This window comes from uncultured Thiocystis sp. (assembly GCF_903866365.1).
GTDB lineage: Bacteria > Pseudomonadota > Gammaproteobacteria > Chromatiales > Chromatiaceae > Chromatium.
In genome coordinates this window covers 1-20,048 of sequence record NZ_CAIPNF010000174.1, presented here as the reverse complement: position 1 = coordinate 20,048, position 20,048 = coordinate 1, and the positions used below count along the sequence as shown (strand labels likewise).

Here is a 20,048-nt window from a genome sequence, read left to right as displayed (position 1 = left end):
CCTTAGCTGGCCGCCATCTTTTCGGCCTTGGCCACGGCCTCGGCAATCCCGCCGACCATGTAGAAAGCCTGCTCGGGGAGGTGGTCGTACTCACCGTTGACGATGGCCTTGAAGTCCTTGATGGTCTCCTTGACGGGAACGAATTTTCCCGACGCGCCGGTGAAGACCTCGGCCACGAAGAACGGCTGCGACAGGAAACGCTGGATCTTGCGTGCACGCGAGACGGCCAGCTTGTCGTCGTCCGACAGCTCGTCCATGCCGAGGATAGCGATGATATCCTTGAGTTCCTTGTAGCGTTGCAGTGTCCCCTGAACCGCGCGGGCGGTGTCGTAGTGCTCCGGGCCGACCACGTTCGGGTCGAGGATGCGGCTGGTGGAATCCAGCGGATCCACGGCGGGATAGATGCCCAGCTCGGCGATCTGACGCGAGAGCACCAGGGTCGCGTCCAGATGCGCGAAGGTGGTGGCTGGGGACGGATCGGTCAAGTCGTCCGCGGGCACGTAAACGGCCTGGAAGGAGGTGATCGAGCCGGTGCGCGTGGAGGTGATGCGCTCCTGCAGGGCGCCCATCTCGGAGGCCAGGGTTGGCTGGTAGCCCACGGCGGACGGCATGCGACCGAGCAGCGCGGACACCTCGGTGCCGGCCAGGGTGTAACGATAGATGTTGTCGATGAACAGCAGCACGTCGCGACCCTCGTCGCGGAAGAACTCGGCCATGGTCAGGCCAGTCAACGCCACGCGCAGACGGTTGCCTGGGGGCTCGTTCATCTGACCATAGACCAGCGCCACCTTGTCGAGCACGTTCGACTCTTTCATCTCGTGATAGAAGTCGTTGCCCTCGCGGGTCCGTTCGCCGACGCCGGCGAACACCGAAAAGCCGGAATGCTCGGCGGCGATGTTGCGGATCAGCTCCATCAGGGTCACAGTCTTGCCGACGCCGGCGCCGCCGAACAGACCGACCTTGCCGCCTTTGGAGATCGGCATGATGAGGTCGATAACCTTGATGCCGGTCTCCAGGATCTCGGTGGAGGCGGCCTGGTCTTCCAGCTTGGGTGCGGCACGGTGGATGGACCAGCGCTCTTCGCACGGAACCTCGCCCAACTCGTCGATGGGATTACCCAGCACGTCCATGATGCGGCCCAGGGTTGCCTGACCGACCGGCACCTGGATGGGCGCGCCCGTCTTGACAACATCGAGTCCGCGCTGCAAGCCATCGGTCGAGCCCATGGCGATTGCCCGCACCACGCCATCGCCAAGCTGCTGCTGGACCTCAAGCGTCAGGCCCATCGAGTCGATGGTCAGCGCCTCGTAAATCTTGGGCATCTCGCCGCGTGGGAACTGAACGTCCACGACGGCACCGATGATTTCCACCACGTTACCGGAACTCATAGTCTTTTCCTCTTCTGCCTTGCGGCGTCTGCGATTCTGTCTGGATCTGGTCCTGCGCCTCGATCACCCGCGCCCTGATCGGTCGATCGGGCGCGGGTCATCCGCGTCAGCCACCGGCGGTTAGACCGCGGCGGCGCCGCTCACGATCTCGGAGATTTCCTGCGTGATCGCGGACTGGCGCGCTTTGTTATAAACGAGCTGAAGCTCGCCGATGAGATTGCCGGCATTGTCCGAGGCGGACTTCATGGCGACCATCCGGGCGGCCTGCTCGCAGGCGCTATTCTCGACCACCGCCTGATAGACGAGCGATTCGAGATAGCGGGTGAGCAACGCATCCAGGACCGTGCGCGCATCCGGCTCGTAGATGTAATCCCAGTGGTAGGGCATCGGATCCCGCGCCTCACCAGCGATCGGAACCAGTTGGCGGATCAGTGGACGCTGCGTCATGGTGTTCACGAACTCATTGCCCACGATATAGATCGCATCGATCTCTTTGGCCTCGTAGGCATCGAGCATGACCTTGACCGTGCCGATCAGATCCTCGATATGCGGCTTGTCGCCCAGATGCGTCGCCTGACTGATGAGTTGCCCCCCGAAACGCTTGAAAAAGCCGAGCGCCTTGGAACCGATGGCGCAGAACACGGGCTCGACCCCCGCCGCCTGACGTTCCTTGACATCGGCCACCAGGCGGCGAAGCAGATTGCTGTTCAGACCGCCGCAGAGACCGCGATCGGAGGAAACCACGATATAGCCGACACGCTTAATCTCACGCTCCGTGGCCATGAAGGAATGACGGTATTCGGGCGTGGCTTTTGCGAGGTGACTGATCACCTGAAGCATCTTTTCCGCATAGGGCCGAGAGGCCGACATGCGCTCCTGAGCCTTGCGCATCTTCGAGGCCGCGACCATTTGCATGGCCTTGGTGATCTTCTGCGTACTCTTGATGCTTGCGATCTTGGTACGGATTTCTTTGGCGCCTGCCATTGCTTAGCTCCCAGCCTCCAGCTTCCAGCCGCCAGCCGGTGGGCTGGTGGCTCGCAGAGGTTCGATGGATGTCGAGACGCAGTCTGCCAGCCGCCGACCTCTTTGCTGGAGGCTGGTGGCTGGTGGCTGACGGCCGTTACCAGGTATTGTTGGCCTTGAAGTCCTTGATCGCCGCATGCATCGCTTGCTGGATGTCATCGGAGTAATCGCCGGTGTCGTCGATCTTCGCGAGCAACTCGGCCTGGGCCGACTTCATATAGCTTTGCAGGGCGCGCTCGAAATCCACGACCTTCTTGACATCCACGTCGTCCAGATAGCCTTCGTTGGCGGCGAACAGCGAGACCGCCATCTGACCCACGCCCATGGGCGAGTACTGGGTCTGCTTCATGAGTTCGGTGACGCGCTCGCCACGCTGCAACTGCTTGCGGGTCGCTTCGTCGAGATCGGAGGCGAACTGCGAGAAGGCCGCCAGCTCGCGATACTGGGCCAGCGCCAGACGGATACCGCCACCGAGCTTTTTGATGATCTTGGTCTGGGCCGCGCCGCCGACACGCGACACCGAGAGGCCCGCGTTGATGGCCGGACGGATACCGGAGTTGAAGAGGTCGGTTTCCAGGAAGATCTGGCCGTCGGTGATCGAGATCACGTTGGTCGGCACGAAGGCGGACACGTCGCCGGCCTGAGTCTCGATGATCGGCAGCGCGGTGAGCGAGCCGGTCTTGCCGGTGACCTTGCCGCCGGTCGCCTTCTCCACGTAGTTGGCATTGACGCGCGCGGCGCGTTCCAGCAGACGGGAGTGGAGATAGAAGACGTCACCCGGATAGGCTTCGCGGCCTGGTGGACGACGCAGCAGCAGCGAGACCTGACGATAGGCCCAGGCTTGCTTGGTCAAGTCGTCATAGACGATCAAGGCATCCTCGCCCTTGTCGCGGAAATACTCGCCCATGGTACAGCCGGCGTAAGGCGCGATGAACTGCATGGCGGCGGATTCGGCGGCGGCGGCGGCCACGATGATGGTGTGATCCATGGCGCCATGCTCTTCGAGCTTGCGCACCAGGGCCGCGATGGAGGAGTTTTTCTGCCCCACGGCGACATAAATACACTTAACGCCAGTATTTTTCTGGTTGATGATGGCGTCGACGGCGACTGCGGTCTTGCCGGTCTGGCGGTCACCGATGATCAGCTCGCGCTGACCGCGGCCCACCGGAACCATGGCGTCGATCGCCTTGATCCCCGTCTGCACGGGTTGATCGACCGACTGACGGGCAATGACGCCTGGCGCGACCTTTTCGATCGGCGAGGTTCCAGAGGCATTGATCGGTCCCTTGCCATCGATGGGGGCGCCGAGCGAGTCCACGACGCGACCGAGCAGCCCTTCGCCAACCGGTACTTCCAGGACACGACCGGTACAACGAACCCAGTCACCTTCGGAGAGGTGGGTGTAGTCACCGAGAATGACCGCGCCGACCGAGTCGCGCTCCAGATTCAGCGCCAGACCACTGGCACCACCCGGAAACTCCAGCATTTCGTAGTACTTGGCGTCCGACAGGCCGTGAATACGAACGATACCGTCGGTCAGGCTGACAATGGTACCTTCGGTCCGGGCCTCGGTCTGAAGGTCGAGTTTCTCGATCTTCTGCTTGATGAGATCGCTGATCTCGGATGGATTCAATTGCATGGCGGTGTCCAGTTCAGAATTGCAAAGCGTGGGCCAGTTGCTTGATCTTTCCGCGAACCGAGTCGTCGATGACGAGGTCCCCGGCGCGAATCTCGATCCCACCGATCAGCGCGCTGTCAGTCTCGACCGTCAGGTCGACCTGACCGCCGAAGCGCTTGGTAAGCGCCGCGGAGAGTGACTCCAGCTCATCGTCGCCGAGATCGAAGGCACTGCGGATCAGCACATGACTCACACCCTGATCGGCGGTGCGGCTGACCTCGAAGAGGCGTGCAATCTCGGGCATTGCGGTCAGACGCGCATTGCGCGACAGCAGGCGCAGGAAATTCGCGGCCTCCGCATGAAGACCCTCTCCGCAGACCTCAAGGATGATTTCGAGCACGCGCTCCCGAGGGATGTTCGGGTTGCCGATCTGGGCGGCCAGATTGGCATCCGCGGTCACCGCCGCCAGCAGTTCCAGCGCCTGCGACCAGGCATCGATCTGTCCGGTCTCCTTGGCGCGCTCGAACACCGCTTCGGCATAGGGACGTGCGATGGTGGTTATGTCTCCGGCCATGGGTGATCCCTAGAGCTGCTTGGCGAACGAGTCGACGAGCGAACGGTGCGCCGCGACATCGATCTCTTTTTGGAGGATCTTTTCCGCCGCCGCAACGGCAAGCGACGCGACCCGCTCACGCAGTTCCTCGCGGGCGCGATTGGTCTCGCGATCGATTTCCGCCTGCGCGGAGGCCACCAGACGACCGCCTTCGGCGCGCGCGTCGCCCTTGGCTTCCTCGACGATCTCGGTGGCCCGTTTCTGGGCCTGACCGACGATCTCAGCCGCCGCGGCCTTGGCGTCCTTCATCAGTTCCAGCGCGCGCTGTTCGCCCAACGCCTTTGACTGATGGCCACGCTCGGCAGCGGCAAGGCCCTCGGCGATCTTGGTCTTGCGCTCCGCCAATGCATTGACGATGGGCGGCCAGACATACTTCATACAGAACCCGACGAACACCGCGAAGGCGATCATCTGGGCAAACAGAGTCAGATTGATATTCATAGCGTTGCCTCGTGCCTATGCCTCGTGCCGAATCAGGGTGACCGGCGGATACGCCGCGACCCTGGCGGGAGCGGGACGTCGATTAGGCAGCGAACATCAGATACAGACCCATGGCGATCGCGATGACGGGCAGCGCGTCGACCAGACCCATGACGATGAAGAACTGGGTGCGCAGCATCGGGATGAGTTCCGGCTGACGCGCGGCGCCTTCCAGGAAGCGGCCACCCAGGACGCCGATACCCACGCCAGCGCCAACCGCGCCCAGACCGAGCATGAGACCAGCGCCGATGTATTTGATGGCCATTGCGAATGCTTGTGCGACTTCGAGTTCCATGAGTTCCCCCAGGTTTAAGTGTTGCGACGAATCGCCCGTTGCGAAACGATCGCCGAGTGTGAAAAAGTCATCGGTTGAAAAACATCGGTCGAGCCGAATCCTTGATCGGCGATGCATCGATCAAGCACGCCGTTGATCAGTGGTGCTCCTGATGCGCCATGTCGAGATACACAATGGTCAGCACCATGAAGATAAATGCCTGGAGCGTGATGATCAGAATATGGAAGACGGCCCAGACGAACTGCAGCAGGCCGCCGGTCAGATTGAGCACGACACCGCCGCCATAGAGCAGCGCGATCAGAATGAAGATCATCTCGCCGGCATACATGTTTCCGAAAAGACGCAGCGCCAGCGAGAGCGGTTTGGAGAGCAGGCTGATGCCTTCGAGCAGCAGATTGGCGGGCATGCCCCACTTGCCGAACGGTTGCAGGGTCAATTCGCCCAGGAAGCCGCCAACCCCCTTAATTTTGACGCTGTAATAGAGCACCAGAAAAAAGACCATCAGCGCCATGCCGAAGGTTGCGTTCGGGTCGGTGGTCGGGACGACTCTGAGGAAAACGTGATGCGGATCGGCGCCAAAGACCGCCAGGAACTGCCCGAAGAGATACGGGAGCAGATCGACCGGCAGCAGATCCATCAGATTCATCATGAAGACCCAGGCGAAGATGGTCAGCGCCAGCGGCGCGACCATGGGGTTCCGGGCACTGAATGAACCACGCACGTTTTCTTCCACGAAATCGACGATCCATTCGACAAAATTCTGTGCCGTGCCTGGCACGCCAGCCGTGATGCGTTCGGCGACGCCCCGGAAAAACCAGATAAACAGGCCACCCAGCAGGATCGAGAAGAACATCGTATCGACATTGATGGCCCAGAACCCCATGTCAGCGGCTTCGGCGCTCGAATGCGCGAAGCCGAACCCATGCTCCGGATGGACACCGAGAGTCAGGTTCGTGAGATGGTGCTGGATATATCCCTGGGAGGTGAGCGCTTCGGAAGAGGACATCAATCATCTCTCACGTCATGTTTCGACTGCCGAATTGGGCGGCGATCAGGGTTGGTATGACTTGGACGGCAACATAGGCCCCAAGCATGACCGGAAGATTAAGGTTATCGATCACCGCGAAAGCGGTGGCAAACAAGCCGAGAATCAATGCGATCTTAGCGGCTTCGCCGCGATAAAAGCGCATGGCCAGGCGCGCGGTCTCGGCTGCCCGATATTCGCGAAAGACCCAGACCGCAAGCAAACTATTTGCAAGCAGACAGGTTCCCGACCCGACCAGAACGGAAATGGCAACCGAATTGCCGAACGGCAGGGCGAGAATCGTCATCGCCAATCCAAACGCAAACTGGATTTTCAGAATCCTTTTGGCCTGGAAAGCCCCCGGCTGTTGCATGAGATCGTCTTCAGTGGGGTGAGCACGCCGTTCACCGAGCGCGCAGTATAAGGGGTTGCCGATAGAGGGTCAACGCAACCCATGCGTTTTAAACAGCGCCGATCGCCGGATTCGGGATCCTGTGCAACGACGCCCCGCGTGACGCGGGCGGTTTCGCCGCACTCATTGGATATGCGCGAGGATGCCGTCGAGCTCGTCCAGACTGTGATAGGCAATCACCAGCTTTCCCGCCCCCCGGCTGCCATGGCGAATCTGGACCTGGGCGCCGAGCCGGTCGGTCAGATCGGTCTGCAGACGATGAATGTTCGGGTCGGTATCCGACGGCCGCGCGACGGGTTCGCTGGAGTCATCGCTCTGCTGCAGGCGACGCACGAGCCGCTCGGTTTCGCGCACCGACAGACCGGCGGCGACCGCCTGCTCGGCGGCCTTGCTCTGCGCGGCGCCCTTCAGACCAAGCAGCGCGCGGGCGTGCCCCATCTCCAGGTGCGACTGCTCCACATGGGTCTTGACATCGGCATTGAGGTCCAGTAGCCGCAGCAGATTAGTGACCGTCGTGCGGGATTTACCCACCGCCTCGGCGACCCGCTGATGGGTCAGGCCGAACTCGGTGATGAGCCGATCCAGCGCAGCAGCCTCTTCGAGCGGATTGAGGTCGGCACGCTGAATATTCTCGATCAGTCCGATCACGAGCGCCGTCGGCTCGTCCACCTCGCGGACCACCGCCGGAATGACGGCGAGACCCGCGATCTGGCAGGCGCGCCAGCGACGTTCGCCGGCAACGATTTCATAGCGTTGCTCGCCCGCCGACGCCCCGGCCAGGGGACGGACCACGATCGGCTGAATCACGCCCTGGGCGACGATGGAATCGGCCAGTTCACGCAGCGCCTCCTGATCGAAGTCCCGACGCGGTTGATAGCGTCCCCGCTGGATCCGCTCCAGTGGCAAATGCGTGAGGCGCTCGCTGTTCGGGAGATGCGGACGCGCGTCAGACGCAGGGTCTTCGACGAGCGTCCCCGCGGACGACGCGATCGGCACCTCGGGCGCGCGCGCGGCGCCCAGCAGCGCATCCAGCCCTCGGCCCAGTCCCCTTTTTTTCATCGGTTGCTTGTGATCGATATCCATGGTGCGTGTCTGGTCAGGCGGCATGCAGGCGTTTATCCAGGCGCCGCAGGACTTCGCTGGCGAGCGCCAAGTAGGAAATGGACCCCTTGGACAACGGATCGTAGAGTAGCACCGACTGACCGTGGCTCGGCGCCTCGGCCAGACGCACATTGCGCGGGATCACGGTACGGTAGACCTGGTCCTTGAAATGGGTGATGAGCTGCGTCGAGACCTGATTGGCCAGATTGTTGCGCGGATCGTGCATGGTACGCAGGATGCCTTCGATCCGCAGTTCCGGATTGCGGCTCACGCGGATCTGCTCGATGGTGTCGATCAGGGAAGACAGCCCCTCCAGCGCATAGTATTCGCACTGAAGCGGGATCAGCACCCCCTGGGCCGCGACCAGCGCGTTGACCGTGAGCATGTTCAGGGACGGCGGACAGTCGATGATGACCAGCTCGTAGGCGCCCGCCACGCTGGCCAGCACCTTGAGCAGACGCCGCTCGCGGTCGGGCGAATCGAGCAGGCCGATCTCGGCGGCGGTCAGGTCGGCATTCGAGGGCAGCAGATCGAACCCTGGCGACGGCTCGTCAATACGCTTCAGACAGTCGGCGGGAGAGATGTCGCTCAACAGCAGATCGCAGACCGTGGAGTCGAGCGCGTGCTTGTCGATCCCGCAGCCCATGGTGGCATTGCCCTGGGGATCCAGATCCACGAGCAGCACGCGATGCTTCATGGACGCCAGCGAGGCGGCCAGATTGACCGCCGTCGTGGTCTTGCCGACACCGCCTTTCTGATTGGCGATCGCGATGATGTTGACCATGGTCGGCTCAGTCACTCCGGAGTTCGATCAAATGACGGGGTACGTCGAGGAAAGGAATATTCAGACGGTGGACAGTCAGTGCTGTAGACGGCCATCCCCGATTCACTGGCGATGCGTCCGGATGGCGCCCCTTCATCAAGAGCAGCCGGCCAGGACACGCGAGCAGATCGGCCTTCAGGACACAGAGAAGATCGGCTTCCGCGACCGCGCGGCTGACGATGGTACTAAATTTTCGATCCGGTCGGTACGTCTCGATGCGCGCCTGGACGGGCGCGACGTTGTCGAGCCCGAGTTCCATCGCCGCCTGGCGCACGAAACGGATCTTTTTCCCGTTGCCGTCCAGCAGCGCGAAGCGGCGAGCCGGCTCCAGAATCGCCAGCGGCAACCCCGGCAGACCGGCGCCGGTCCCGATGTCGAGCACGCTGTCGCCGAACAGGAAGGGCTGGATCGCGAGACTGTCGAGCAGATGTTTCGCGACCATCTCAAGAGGATCGCGAACCGCAGTCAGATTGTAGACCTGATTCCAGCGCGCCAGGAGGGCCAGAAACTGGAGCAGCCGCGATTGCTGGTCCGGCGTCAGCGTCAGTCCCAACCGCGCGGCCCCCAGGACCAGCCGCTCCTCGATCGCCGACGGTTCGGCCGCGCCCGCTCCCATCAGGCGGACTGACGCTTGAGGTGGATCAGGAGCAGCGAGACCGCCGCCGGGGTCACGCCGGGGATGCGCGCGGCCTGCCCCACGGTGACGGGCCGGACCCGCTTGAATTTCTCGCACACCTCCTTCGAGAGACCGCGCACCCGATCGAAATCGAACCCCTCGGGCAGCACCTTGCTTTCCTGCTCGCGCTGACGGTCGATCTCGGCGCGCTGGCGCGTGATGTACCCGTCATAGCGGGACTGAATCTCCAGTTGCTCGCTCACCGCCGCCGCGACCGGCTCCGGCGGCTCGCCAATCAACCGGCGGATACCCTGGTAGCCCACATTGGGACGGGCCAGGAGTTCCAGCGCCCGCGCCTCGCGGCGCAGGGGCTCGCCGAGCACCTCGGCCGCGAGGGTCTGATCGATGGTGTCGGGCCGGATCCAGGTCTCGCGCAACCGCTGACGCTCGCGCTCGATCGCCTCGCGCTTGGACGCGAAGTGCCGCCACTGCGCCTCGCCCACCAGACCGAGCCGGCGGCCGGTCTCGGTCAGACGCAGATCGGCATTATCCTCGCGCAACGTGAGCCGATACTCGGCGCGGCTGGTGAACATCCGGTAGGGTTCGCTGGTTCCGCGGGTGACGAGATCGTCGACCATCACCCCCAGATAGGACTCGTCGCGGCGCGGCAGCCAGGGTTCGCGCTCCTGGACCCGCAGGGCCGCGTTCGCGCCGGCCAGCAGACCCTGGGCGCCGGCCTCTTCGTAGCCGGTGGTGCCGTTGATCTGCCCGGCGAAAAAGAGCCCCCGCAGATGATGCGTTTCCAGCGTCGGCGACAGATCGCGCGGATCGAAAAAGTCATATTCGATGGCATAACCGGGGCGCGTCAGATGCGCCCGCTCGAACCCCGGGATGGAACGTACCAGCGACTCCTGAATATCATAGGGCAGGCTGGTGGAAATGCCGTTCGGATAGACTTCATGGGTCTCAAGCCCTTCCGGCTCCACGAACACCTGATGCGAGGTCTTGTCGGCGAAACGCACGATCTTGTCTTCGATCGATGGACAATAACGCGGGCCGACACCTTCGATCAGCCCCGTAAACAGCGGCGAGCGGGAGAGACCGGAGCGGATGATGTCGTGTGTGCGCTCATTGGTGGACGTGAGATGACAACTGATCTGGCGCGGATGATCGCTGGCGCTCCCCAGGTAGGAAAAGACCGGCACCGGCTCGTCGCCGGGCTGCGCGACGAGCCGGCTGTAATCGATGGTGCGCCCGTCGATGCGCGGCGGCGTCCCGGTCTTGAGCCGTTCGACCCGAAAGGGCCGCTCGCGCAGACGCCGCGCCAGGGCATTGGCGGGTGGATCGCCGGCCCGCCCGCCCTCATCGTTGGAGAGCCCCACATGAATGCGCCCGCCGAGAAAGGTGCCGACCGTGAGGATGACCGCGCGGGCCATGAAACGCAGGCCCATCCGGGTCTGGACGCCGATCACGCGATCCTGCTCGACGAGGAGGTCATCGACCGTCTGCTGAAACAGCGACAGACCGGGCTGATTCTCGACCGCGACCCGCACGGCGGCCTTGTACAACGCGCGATCCGCCTGGGCGCGGGTGGCGCGCACCGCCGGCCCCTTGCTGGCGTTGAGGATGCGGAACTGGATGCCTCCGCGATCGGCGGCACGGGCCATGAGACCGCCGAGTGCATCGATCTCCTTGACCAGGTGCCCCTTGCCGATGCCTCCGATCGCCGGGTTGCAGCTCATCTGGCCGAGCGTCTCGATATTCTGGGTCAGCAGCAGGGTGCGCGCCCCGCAGCGAGCCGCCGCCAGCGCCGCCTCGGTGCCGGCGTGACCGCCCCCAACCACCACCACATCGTATTGATCGCTCGCCATCATGACAGGAAGCCTGAGCCAATGAAGCCTGCTAGTGTAACCCAAATCGGGACGACTGAGCCGATTGAAAAGAGAGACTTTTTCGCCTCCGGGCGCCAACGCGTCCGCACCGGAGCGAGCGACCGATGAGCCTGTCGCACCGCCAGCCGCAGCGGCAACCGCAACGCGACGTCAGTCTCCCGGACGCGATCCTGGACAGCGCCAGCGCCGTGATCCTCGGCAAGGATCGCGAACTGCGACTCGCGCTCGCCTGCCTGCTGGCGCGCGGCCACCTGCTGATCGAGGATCTACCGGGGGTGGGCAAAACTACCCTTGCCCACCTGCTCGCGCGCCTGCTGGGTCTGGACTATGCGCGCATCCAGTTCACCAGCGATCTGTTGCCCGCCGATGTTATCGGGGTCTCGGTCTATGACCGCGCCGCCGAGGGTTTCCGCTTCCATCCCGGCCCGATCTTCTCGCAACTGGTGCTGGCCGACGAAATCAACCGGGCCACGCCCAAGGCCCAAAGCGCGCTGCTGGAGGCGATGGAGGAACGCCAGGTGACGGTCGAGGGCGAGACCCGCCCCCTGCCGGAACCCTTCTTCGTCATCGGCACCCAGAATCCGCTCTTTCAGGTCGGCACCTTTCCGCTGCCCGAGTCCCAGTTGGACCGCTTCCTGATGCGTATCCACCTGGGCTATCCGAACGCCGAGCAGGAAAAGCGGCTGCTCGCCGGCGAGGATCGCCGCGCCATGGTCGCGCGCCAGGCGCCAGTGCTCAGCAATGTTCAACTTCTGGAGCTTCAGCAGCGGGTCGCCGACATCCATGCGGCGCGGCCCATCATCGACTACGTACACGCCATTCTCCAGTTCACCCGCGGCTCCGAGCGCTTCGCCTATGGACTTTCGCCCCGCGCGGGGCTGGGGATCCTGCGCGCGGCCAAAGCCTGGGCTCTGCTTGCGGATCGTGACTATACGATTCCAGAGGATATCCAGGCCGTGCTGTCCGCCTGCGTCACACACCGCCTGACAGGCGGTGAACCGGGGCAGCGGATTGGAGGGGATGAAGTGGCCTCCCACATCCTGAATAACGTACCCCTTTGAGATCTTGTGCAGGGACGGCACGCCGCCCCTGCGGGGGCACCGAGCCCGTGCCCGGATCAGGTCGACTTTCCACGGTCGGAAGCAGACCGGAACCAGGATCCGGCTGGCCAAGAGGAATCTCGCCGTCCATGGCCTGGAGGGCGACACCAGCGAGGCCAACACCTTTTACGACGATGTCCATCATTTCAAGAACCTTTCCGCGTTGATCCTGCTGGACGAGCTGGCCTTTTGCCTCGTCCACGCAGCCAGTCAGGGCAGCCAGGCGGACGGCATTCGCGCCGCCACCCTGGCCGGCATCGCCCCGCGTTCGTCAAGCCGTTCGTGAAATCCAACCAGAACGACGCGGTCGATGCCGAGGCGATCTGCGAGGCGCCGACCCTGATCGTCTGCGAGTCCACGCGGTTGCGCGGTTGCGCGCGGAGGACTGGGAGGAGCGCATGATCGGCCTCTCCACGGACGTCGACGGTCACTCGCTGGAACATGCGCTGTCGGCGCTGCGCGCACGCGGCCCGCATGTCCTCTTCATCGAAGGCGGCGGCGTGACCGTGTCGCGCTGGAGGATGGCGGGCAAGCTCGACCGTCTGCAGATTGCGACCGCGCCCGTGCTCATCGGGTCCGGGCGCTCTGGGATCAGTCTGCCGCCGTCGCCGACCGTGAAGACGTGTCGGCGTCCGCCTTACCGGTTGTATCGGATGGGCGAGGATCTGCCGTGGGACTTCGATCTGCGGGGCGAGCGTGGCAATCCGACGGCGGAGGACGAACCCGTGCAGGCGCCGCTGCGTTTGCTTTGACCCTGAAAAAGTTGTTGACCGGACTGACGGTCATGGTTTCTCAAGGCTGGACCGGGCCACACGAAACTCGGCGGCTTTTAAGGCTTTGCCTCTGGATGCGATTCGCTCGCTTCACAGCTCCATATTTCCGCGATATTTCTTTTCGCAGCGCAGGACGAGTTCCAGCGTGACGACGGGCGTCCCTTCCTTGACCGCCTCTTTTTCGATGATGCGTCGGATGATCGGCCGCAGGAAGGCCGGCGCCTCGTGCACCCGTTCCTGGGCGTCCGCGCGCCAGCTCACCCCGAGCTTCTTGTTGACCCAACTCCCCGGCGTGGGCAGCGGCTCGATGGCGTCGGCGATCGACAGCCCCGGATCGCCCCCGAACGCGGCCTCGGCGAACACGTCGGACATCCCCTGACCGAAGGCGCGGGTAAAGACCGGAAAGGCCGGATCGTTGCGAAAGAGTACCTTTTTCAACGCCAGCACCGCGTCGCCACGCGCCTTCATGGATGCCGCGTCCTCGTCGCGCGCGGCGGGTTCGAGATAGGCCGCGCGCCAGGTCTCGACGACGGCCGCGAAGGCCGGAAGAAAACGCTCGGGTTCCAGCGGCTTGAGTGGGCAGTACAGGAGGTGAGGCGAGGTGACCGGGCGCAACCACTCGACCTCGGCGTCGGGGAGTTCCAGCGCCGCTCGCTGCGCCCGCGCCACCGCGCCGAAAGGGGCCATGTCCAGCGACGCGGCGCAGGGCGCGAGATCCAGGATAAGCAGCGTCCGCGCCGGCGGCATGCCGCCAATGTGCAGCAGAAAGGAGGGAATCGCGTACTCCAGGCGCGGGTAGGCGAAGATCACCAGACCGCCCCGACCCGGTTTCAGGGTGTACTGATGAATCATCGCCCGATCGAGCTTCTCGCCCTGGTAGATGCGGGAACGGGCCAGGATCCGCGTCTCGGCGGCCTGACGATGGCTGCTGTATTCGGTGAAGTCGTGACGTTCCAGACAACCCTGCAAACGGTCGAGGAACAACGCCTCGAAGCGGTCCCACAGCGACGCTTCCGCGTCTGGCGTTCGATCCTCGGGCATCCCGTCTTCCATCCTCGCACTTGAATTCCAGGACTATAGCGATGCACTGGTTGCTTGGCAAAGTGGGTGCGGACGACGCAGGACAACCACGAACGGATGCAATCCGAGTCTGCGCTTTTCCACAATTCGCCTGACGCCTTAGCGTTCCACGGCGACGCCGCGCCAGAATGCCACATGATCCTTGATGTTCGAGGCCGCGGGCTTGGGGTTGGGATAGAACCAGGCCGCATCCACGTTACAATCGTTCCCCACCACGATGTGGTAATACCGCGCCTCGCCCTTCCAGGGGCACCGGGTCGTCCGCTCGCTCGGCTCCAGGAACTCGCGGCGGACCGCGTCCAGGGGAAAGTAGAGGTTGCCCTCCACTTCCACGACCGTGTCGCTTTCGGCGATCGTCTGATTCTTCCAAACCGCTTTGGCCATGGCGCAAACCCTCATTGGCGATACCGTGTCGATGCTGTCAATATAACGCACATTGTGTCAGCAACCTTCCGTTTCCAGCCTGCGACGCCTCGTTTGACCGCGCCTTCCGGGATGCCGGTCTGGCGAAGGTCGGACCCACGGACGCGGATCGGACGAGTCGGTTCCGTGCGTTTTACCAGCAACGATCATTCGCGATGCCAATCCGCCCCAGCCCGATCCGGGAGCGCCAAGCGTGCATCGCTCACAAGGGCGACGATGAAAGTTCCAAAAAGTCTTGAACCGCTATTGCAGGACGGTCTGATCGATGAAGTCATTCGGCCGCTCAAAAGTGGCAAGGAGGCCGCGGTCTACGTGGTGCTCTCCGAGGGTGTGGTGCGCTGCGCCAAAGTCTATAAAGAGGCCAATAAACGTGGCTTTCATAAGCAGTCGCTGTATCGCGAAGGCCGCAAAGTGCGCAATAGCCGGCAGGCCCGCGCGATGGAAAAAGGCACCCGCTATGGGCGCCGGGAACAGGAAGACGTCTGGCAAAATACCGAGGTCGATGCCCTGTATCGACTGGCCGCCGCGGGCGTGCGGGTACCGCAACCCTATCACTTTCTCGAAGGCGTCTTGATCATGGAGTTGATCATGGATGAACAGGGTGTCGCGGCACCCCGCCTGAATGACCTTGAATTGAACGGGGAACAGGCCCTGGAGTACCATCGCTTACTGATTGGGGAGGTCGTGAAAATGCTCTGCGGAGGATTAGTGCATGGCGATCTCTCCGAATTCAATGTGCTCATTGACGCGCAAGGTCCGGTGATTATCGATCTGCCCCAGGCGATTGACGCGGCGGCAAACAATCACGCCGCCCGGATGCTGGAGCGGGATGTCGACAATCTGGCTGCCTACTTCGGTCAGTTCGCGCCCGAACTGCTGACCACCAGTTACGGCAAGGAGATCTGGCACCTGTACGAGAGCGGCAATCTGTCGCCTGACATGAAACTCACCGGTCACTTCAAAGGTCAGCATAAAAAGGTCGATCTCGACAGCATCCTGAGAGAAATCAATGATGCGCGGGAGGATGAAATGAGACGTCATGCCCGAGACACCACTCTGATCGTCAAGGATTAATCCGATGATCCTCCCAAAATTACGCATTCTTCTCGTAACCTGTTTTTGCCTTCCAGGCATTGCGGCCGCTTCCGCCGATCCTGTCCTGGAGTTATCGGTCAAGGATCGCTTGGTCACGGGCCGCGTGGATGGCGCCTCGCTGGCGGCCACACTGGAACGGCTCGGCAGTCAGACCGGCATCGACTTCACGATCGAAAGCGCGAGTTTGGCAAACTCTCCGATCATCCGGATTTTTAACGAGGTTTCTCTGGATGAGGCGATCCAGGCGCTCGCCGGTTCCAGCAATGTGCTCGTCTACCGGCAGACCGAGGAAGGTCGGAAATTGGAGAAGGTGATCGTACTCGGGCGTGGAGTCGAGCGGACGACGAGTCAAGAACGCGGTTTTTCAGTTGCCTACGGGCCGGGCGACGATCAACTTGGCGCGGTCGATGGCGTTGAAGGCGCGAGCGAGGGACCGGCTTCTTTTGCGGTGGACCAGCATGGCAACCTTTTCGTTTGCGATACGGTCAATCATCGGTTGCAGGTTTACGATCCGGACGGTCGACATTTGCGAAGCATTGCTCTCGGAGAGATCGTTCCCGAGGATGTGGTGTTTGACAAAGACGGGTTGATTTACGTCTACGGGACGGATGACACCCTGAGCCAACTGGATGCAAACGGCAATGTGCTGACAACCATCAAAGTCGATTCATCTCGATGGAAGAGTCGGGGACCGATGCGGGTGGTCGACGGTAACATCTACATACGCGGAAATGGGGCAGGCGATACAGCAATCGCCACAATCGCCTCCGGGGCATTGGCCCAGCCGACCGAGGCCCAACTCGGAGAGGGCGTGGCGAAGGGTTTCCTTGGTGCTGACGGACAGCGATTCGTTCCCGCGGTCGATTGGCGGAACAAGGTCGGTAACGTTCGGATCGATTACCCGGACGGCCGCTCTGTTACGGTGTCTCTTCCAAAGAGCGGTGTCATTGGGGCGGAGTTTCTCGGAGAAGATCAGGGCGGGAGCTTCTACGTGAAGACGGAAGCCGACCAGGACGACTCTATTGCCATTGACGTTTTCGTGTTCGACGCTACTGGGCGTCATCAAAAAACGATCGCGATTCCAAGCGAGGAATACAATTATTGGTCCATACGAAGCGCCGTGGCGACAGGGAGTGGCGAGGTGTTCAACATGGCCCCTGGATCCGATCATGTCAGTTTTCATTCGATCAAACCATAACCTCTGAACCGGGTTGTCACTTTTACGCATCGTCGACTCAGCGTCTGGGAATCGACCGCCGGTTTCTCCAGATCTAATCGGCGCGCAACCCTTCAAACTCGGCAATAAAGGCAGCGAGCCGGCCGGCGGCGATCGCCTCCCGCAGTCCGCGCATCAAGGTCTGGTAATAGCGCAGGTTGTGGATGGTGGCCAGTCGCGCGCCCAGGATCTCCTTGCATTTGTCGAGATGATGGAGATAGGCGCGGCTGTAATGACGACAAGTGTAACAGTCGCACAACGGATCCAGCGGCCCCTCGTCGGTGCGATTGACGGCGTTGCGGATCTTGACCGTCCCCTGGTGGGTGAAGAGATAGCCGTTGCGGGCATGAGGGGTCGGCATGACGCAATCGACCATGTCGATGCCGCGCCGCACGGCGGCGACGATGTCCTCCGGGGTGCCGACGCCCATCAGATAGCGCGGACGATCAGCCGGGAGCTTGTCGGCGAGAAAGTCCAGCACCCGCAGCCGATCCGCTTCCGGCTCGCCCACCGAGAGACCGCCGATCGCATAGCCGTCGAAGCCGATCGCTTGCAGCCCGTCCAGCGACTCGGCGCGCGGGCGCTCGTGCATCCCGCCCTGGACGATCCCGAACAGTGCTGCCTGATTGTCGCCATGGGCCGCGCGCGAGCGTGCCGCCCAGCGCAGCGAAAGTTCCATCGAGGCGCGCGCCTGGTCCTCGTCGGCGGGATAGGGGGTGCATTCGTCGAAGATCATGACGATGTCGGATCCCAGCTCGCGCTGGACCCGCATCGAGACCTCGGGGCTTAAGAAGACCGGGCTGCCGTCGACCGGCGATTGGAAGTACACGCCCTCCTCCGTGATCTTGCGCAGCTCGCCCAGGCTGAAGACCTGGAAACCGCCGGAGTCGGTGAGGATGGGGCGCTCCCAGTGCATGAAGCGATGCAGATCGCCGCAGCGGCGGACGATCTCGGTGCCGGGACGCAGCATCAGATGGAAGGTGTTGCCCAGGACGATCTCGGCGCCGACTTCCAGCAGTTCTTCCGGGGTCATCGCCTTGACCGTGCCGTAGGTGCCCACGGGCATGAAGGTCGGGGTCTCGACCGTGCCGCGCGCGAAGGTCAGACGGCCGCGGCGTGCGCGACTGTCTCGGCCAAGCAATTCAAATTCCATCATCCGTCTCCGTCAAGTTGCTCATCCAGCCAGATACTCAATTGATGCAGGTTCGTCACCGTCAGGAGCGGCGGCGCCAGTTCGTGCGGCCAGGCGCGAGCGGTGCGGTTGATCCAAACCGCCGTCAAACCGAAGGCGCGCGCGGCCTCGACATCCAGCCAGGGATCGTCGCCCAGGTGCAGACACTCGGACGACGTGCAGTCGGCAAGTTCCAGCGCGCGGCGGAACAGCGCCGGATCCGGTCGGGCCGCGCCGGCCTCGGCGGCGGTAATGCTGTGCTTGAAGAGTCCCCGTAGCGGGGTGGACGCAATCTGGGAGTTGCCGTTGGTGATCGACACCAGGCAATAGCGCCGGGCGAGTGCCCGCAGTGCGGGGATGACATCCGCGTAGGGTTCGACCCGGTTGCGATGCGCCAAAAAGAGGTTCATGGCTGCGTCCGCGAGTTGGGGCGGGTAGCCGAAGTCGTTCAGCAGCGCACTCAGCGAGCGGTGCCGGACCTGTCCCAGGTCGTGCGCGATCTCGGGCGTCGCTTCCATGATCCGGCGGCGGTGCTGGCGCAGGCTTGCGATGTCATGGGCTTCCGCGAGCGACGGCGCATGGCTGAAAAGCCAGGCGTGAAGCGCCTCCTCCGCCGCCTGAATGACCGGCAGGCAGGGCCAGAGCGTATCGTCCAGGTCGAATGTCACGAGACGAATTGGCGGAGCGGGCATGGCATCGGTCGCGGTCGCAAAGGGCTGCATTGTGCCTGGAACCGGGGTCGAGGGCCAAATGCAGTCTGGGACGGTGCGGGGACTATAATGATTCCCCATGGAGAATCTATCCAGCGCGGGCCCGTGTGGCCGGGAGTGACGATGACTGCCGACTTATCCCATGGCGCTCTTGCTGGCGGTCAAGGAAACCGACCTCGACGAGGCGACATTTCCGACCGATTGCCCGCACTCACTGGAGCAGTTGCTCCAACTGGAGGATTACCCCGCAGCGCAGAACGCGAGCGAGTAAACGGCTTCAAGAGAGATCCGAGATGACAACGAAGACAGGTTCGATCCCGCATGGCCCCTTTCGCGTCGATCAGTTGCGCGAGGGTGATCGTTATGAACTGAGCAATGGCCACCCGATTTATTGCGCCCCGTCCGGGCGCGACCATTCGGGGCGCAATCTGTCCGGCGGCGGGGCGCTGGAAACCGACCCGGACGTGGAGTGGGCGGGCGTCGATGCCGGTTTCACGCCGACGACCGGCACCCTGCGCGCGCCGGATATCGCCGTGGCTGCCGCAGGCGACGAACGGGGCTGGATCCCCGGCGTGCCGCCGCTCGCCGTCGAATATTGCGGGCCGGGGCAAGACGAACAGGAACTGGAAAACAAGATCGCCGAGTTGCTCGATCACGGCACCCAACAGGTGTGGGTGGTGCGTCTGGTGGGGCCGCGGCGTGTCGAGGTACGTTGCCCCAAACAGCCGGTGCGGGTGCTCGGACCCGGCGAGATCCTCACCGCCCCCGGCATCCTGCGCAATCCAGTGCCCGTCGAGGCGCTCTATGATCGCGATGCCAGCCATCGCGCGATGCTGCGCAATCTGCTGCAACGCGCGGGCTACGAGAGTATCGACGCCATTCGCGAAAGTGGCATGACCGAAGGGATCGATCGAGGCGTCTCCGAGTCGATCCTCGACTTGCTCGCCGACCGTGGGCTCTGCATCGACGCCGCCAGTCGGGAGCGCATTCTCGGGTGTCGGGACCGGACACAACTGAAACGTTGGCTACTGGCCGCCGCACGGGTGGATGATCCAGCGCGACTCTTCGACTAAACCGCGTCCTGCGCGATCCGCGCGGTTTGGCTTCGATCATCGCCCGGACACCGTTGTTCGGTCCGCGCAGCGGCCCCTACGAAGGGTCCGCTGCGCGGACCACCGGCCGATCCGTGCTGGCT

The 20,048-nt window shown here is 63.0% G+C and carries 23 protein-coding genes; 7 read left to right on the top strand and 16 right to left on the bottom strand.

Translation table 11 applies throughout. From position 1 onward, the window contains the following. Window positions 1-2 precede the first annotated feature (2 nt). The 12 genes from atpD to mnmG form a co-directional block, all read right to left on the bottom strand. Window positions 3-1,388 (bottom strand): F0F1 ATP synthase subunit beta, encoded by a 1,386-nt coding sequence (gene atpD, locus QZY07_RS09705; protein WP_295401958.1) that lies wholly within the window; start codon window positions 1,386-1,388, stop codon window positions 3-5. Between the two features lie 120 nt (window positions 1,389-1,508). Next, the gene (atpG, locus tag QZY07_RS09700) at window positions 1,509-2,372 is read right to left on the bottom strand and encodes a F0F1 ATP synthase subunit gamma (protein WP_295401956.1); all 864 of its coding nucleotides are present in this window, start codon (window positions 2,370-2,372) and stop codon (window positions 1,509-1,511) included. 136 nt (window positions 2,373-2,508) lie between these two features. Continuing rightward, a complete protein-coding gene (gene atpA / locus QZY07_RS09695) occupies window positions 2,509-4,050 on the bottom strand; it encodes a F0F1 ATP synthase subunit alpha (RefSeq protein WP_295401954.1) in 1,542 nt (513 codons plus the stop codon). A 13-nt stretch (window positions 4,051-4,063) separates the two neighbouring features. Then, window positions 4,064-4,603, bottom strand: coding sequence for a F0F1 ATP synthase subunit delta (locus tag QZY07_RS09690; RefSeq protein ID WP_295401952.1), 540 nt, complete (start codon window positions 4,601-4,603; stop codon window positions 4,064-4,066). Between the two features lie 9 nt (window positions 4,604-4,612). Further along, window positions 4,613-5,083: a F0F1 ATP synthase subunit B gene (locus tag QZY07_RS09685; protein WP_295401950.1), complete on the bottom strand. Its 471-nt coding sequence runs from the start codon at window positions 5,081-5,083 to the stop codon at window positions 4,613-4,615. An 82-nt stretch (window positions 5,084-5,165) separates the two neighbouring features. After that, on the bottom strand, window positions 5,166-5,417 hold the full coding sequence (gene atpE / locus QZY07_RS09680; protein ID WP_014778974.1) for a F0F1 ATP synthase subunit C: 252 nt from the start codon (window positions 5,415-5,417) through the stop codon (window positions 5,166-5,168). A gap of 136 nt (window positions 5,418-5,553) precedes the next feature. Continuing rightward, on the bottom strand, window positions 5,554-6,423 hold the full coding sequence (gene atpB / locus QZY07_RS09675) for a F0F1 ATP synthase subunit A (protein WP_295401945.1): 870 nt from the start codon (window positions 6,421-6,423) through the stop codon (window positions 5,554-5,556). Window positions 6,424-6,433: 10 nt separating this feature from the next. After that, window positions 6,434-6,748 (bottom strand): ATP synthase subunit I, encoded by a 315-nt coding sequence (locus QZY07_RS09670; RefSeq protein WP_363184015.1) that lies wholly within the window; start codon window positions 6,746-6,748, stop codon window positions 6,434-6,436. A 228-nt stretch (window positions 6,749-6,976) separates the two neighbouring features. Continuing rightward, window positions 6,977-7,960, bottom strand: a complete 984-nt coding sequence (locus QZY07_RS09665) for a ParB/RepB/Spo0J family partition protein (RefSeq protein WP_295401941.1) — start codon at window positions 7,958-7,960, stop codon at window positions 6,977-6,979. Further along, window positions 7,950-8,738 carry a ParA family protein gene (locus QZY07_RS09660; RefSeq protein WP_295401999.1) on the bottom strand — a complete coding sequence of 263 codons (789 nt, stop codon included), beginning with the start codon at window positions 8,736-8,738 and terminating at the stop codon, window positions 7,950-7,952. The genes QZY07_RS09665 and QZY07_RS09660 overlap by 11 nt, the downstream gene beginning before the upstream one ends. 7 nt (window positions 8,739-8,745) lie before the next feature. Then, the gene (gene rsmG / locus QZY07_RS09655; RefSeq protein ID WP_295401939.1) at window positions 8,746-9,393 is read right to left on the bottom strand and encodes a 16S rRNA (guanine(527)-N(7))-methyltransferase RsmG; all 648 of its coding nucleotides are present in this window, start codon (window positions 9,391-9,393) and stop codon (window positions 8,746-8,748) included. Next, window positions 9,393-11,267, bottom strand: a complete 1,875-nt coding sequence (mnmG, locus tag QZY07_RS09650; protein WP_295401937.1) for a tRNA uridine-5-carboxymethylaminomethyl(34) synthesis enzyme MnmG — start codon at window positions 11,265-11,267, stop codon at window positions 9,393-9,395. The genes rsmG and mnmG overlap by 1 nt, the downstream gene beginning before the upstream one ends. A gap of 122 nt (window positions 11,268-11,389) precedes the next feature. On the opposite strand from mnmG, the gene QZY07_RS09645 reads away from it, so the two are divergent. From QZY07_RS09645 to QZY07_RS09630, 3 genes are all read left to right on the top strand, one after another. Next, window positions 11,390-12,346 carry an AAA family ATPase gene (locus QZY07_RS09645; protein WP_295401936.1) on the top strand — a complete coding sequence of 319 codons (957 nt, stop codon included), beginning with the start codon at window positions 11,390-11,392 and terminating at the stop codon, window positions 12,344-12,346. A gap of 4 nt (window positions 12,347-12,350) precedes the next feature. Beyond that, window positions 12,351-12,671, top strand: coding sequence for a hypothetical protein (locus tag QZY07_RS09640; protein ID WP_295402001.1), 321 nt, complete (start codon window positions 12,351-12,353; stop codon window positions 12,669-12,671). A gap of 112 nt (window positions 12,672-12,783) precedes the next feature. Continuing rightward, window positions 12,784-13,137 (top strand): dihydrofolate reductase family protein, encoded by a 354-nt coding sequence (locus QZY07_RS09630; protein WP_295401934.1) that lies wholly within the window; start codon window positions 12,784-12,786, stop codon window positions 13,135-13,137. 111 nt (window positions 13,138-13,248) lie between these two features. On the opposite strand, the gene QZY07_RS09625 is transcribed toward QZY07_RS09630, so the two are convergent. Both QZY07_RS09625 and QZY07_RS09620 read right to left on the bottom strand, forming a co-directional pair. Next, the gene (locus tag QZY07_RS09625) at window positions 13,249-14,199 is read right to left on the bottom strand and encodes a PCP reductase family protein (RefSeq protein ID WP_295401933.1); all 951 of its coding nucleotides are present in this window, start codon (window positions 14,197-14,199) and stop codon (window positions 13,249-13,251) included. Between the two features lie 138 nt (window positions 14,200-14,337). Beyond that, the gene (locus QZY07_RS09620) at window positions 14,338-14,622 is read right to left on the bottom strand and encodes a DUF427 domain-containing protein (protein ID WP_295401931.1); all 285 of its coding nucleotides are present in this window, start codon (window positions 14,620-14,622) and stop codon (window positions 14,338-14,340) included. 255 nt (window positions 14,623-14,877) lie between these two features. Here QZY07_RS09620 and QZY07_RS09615 point away from each other — a divergent pair, with 255 nt between their 5' ends. Both QZY07_RS09615 and QZY07_RS09610 read left to right on the top strand, forming a co-directional pair. Beyond that, window positions 14,878-15,735 carry a PA4780 family RIO1-like protein kinase gene (locus QZY07_RS09615; protein ID WP_295401929.1) on the top strand — a complete coding sequence of 286 codons (858 nt, stop codon included), beginning with the start codon at window positions 14,878-14,880 and terminating at the stop codon, window positions 15,733-15,735. Window positions 15,736-15,739: 4 nt separating this feature from the next. Next, the gene (locus QZY07_RS09610; RefSeq protein ID WP_295401927.1) at window positions 15,740-16,954 is read left to right on the top strand and encodes a hypothetical protein; all 1,215 of its coding nucleotides are present in this window, start codon (window positions 15,740-15,742) and stop codon (window positions 16,952-16,954) included. A 73-nt stretch (window positions 16,955-17,027) separates the two neighbouring features. Here QZY07_RS09610 and tgt read toward each other — a convergent pair whose 3' ends face one another. Further along, window positions 17,028-18,125 carry a tRNA guanosine(34) transglycosylase Tgt gene (gene tgt / locus QZY07_RS09605; protein ID WP_295401925.1) on the bottom strand — a complete coding sequence of 366 codons (1,098 nt, stop codon included), beginning with the start codon at window positions 18,123-18,125 and terminating at the stop codon, window positions 17,028-17,030. Then, complete coding sequence (locus tag QZY07_RS09600) at window positions 18,125-18,835, bottom strand: HAD family hydrolase (protein ID WP_295401923.1); 711 nt, start codon at window positions 18,833-18,835, stop codon at window positions 18,125-18,127. Before QZY07_RS09600 ends, tgt begins: the two co-directional genes overlap by 1 nt. A gap of 160 nt (window positions 18,836-18,995) precedes the next feature. Between QZY07_RS09600 and QZY07_RS09595 the strand changes: the two genes are divergently transcribed. Together QZY07_RS09595 and QZY07_RS09590 are read left to right on the top strand one after the other, a co-directional pair. Then, on the top strand, window positions 18,996-19,124 hold the full coding sequence (locus tag QZY07_RS09595; protein ID WP_295401922.1) for a DUF29 family protein: 129 nt from the start codon (window positions 18,996-18,998) through the stop codon (window positions 19,122-19,124). 22 nt (window positions 19,125-19,146) lie between these two features. Then, entirely contained in the window at window positions 19,147-19,926 is a 780-nt protein-coding gene (locus QZY07_RS09590; protein ID WP_295401920.1) for a Uma2 family endonuclease, read from the top strand. Window positions 19,927-20,048 lie beyond the last annotated feature (122 nt).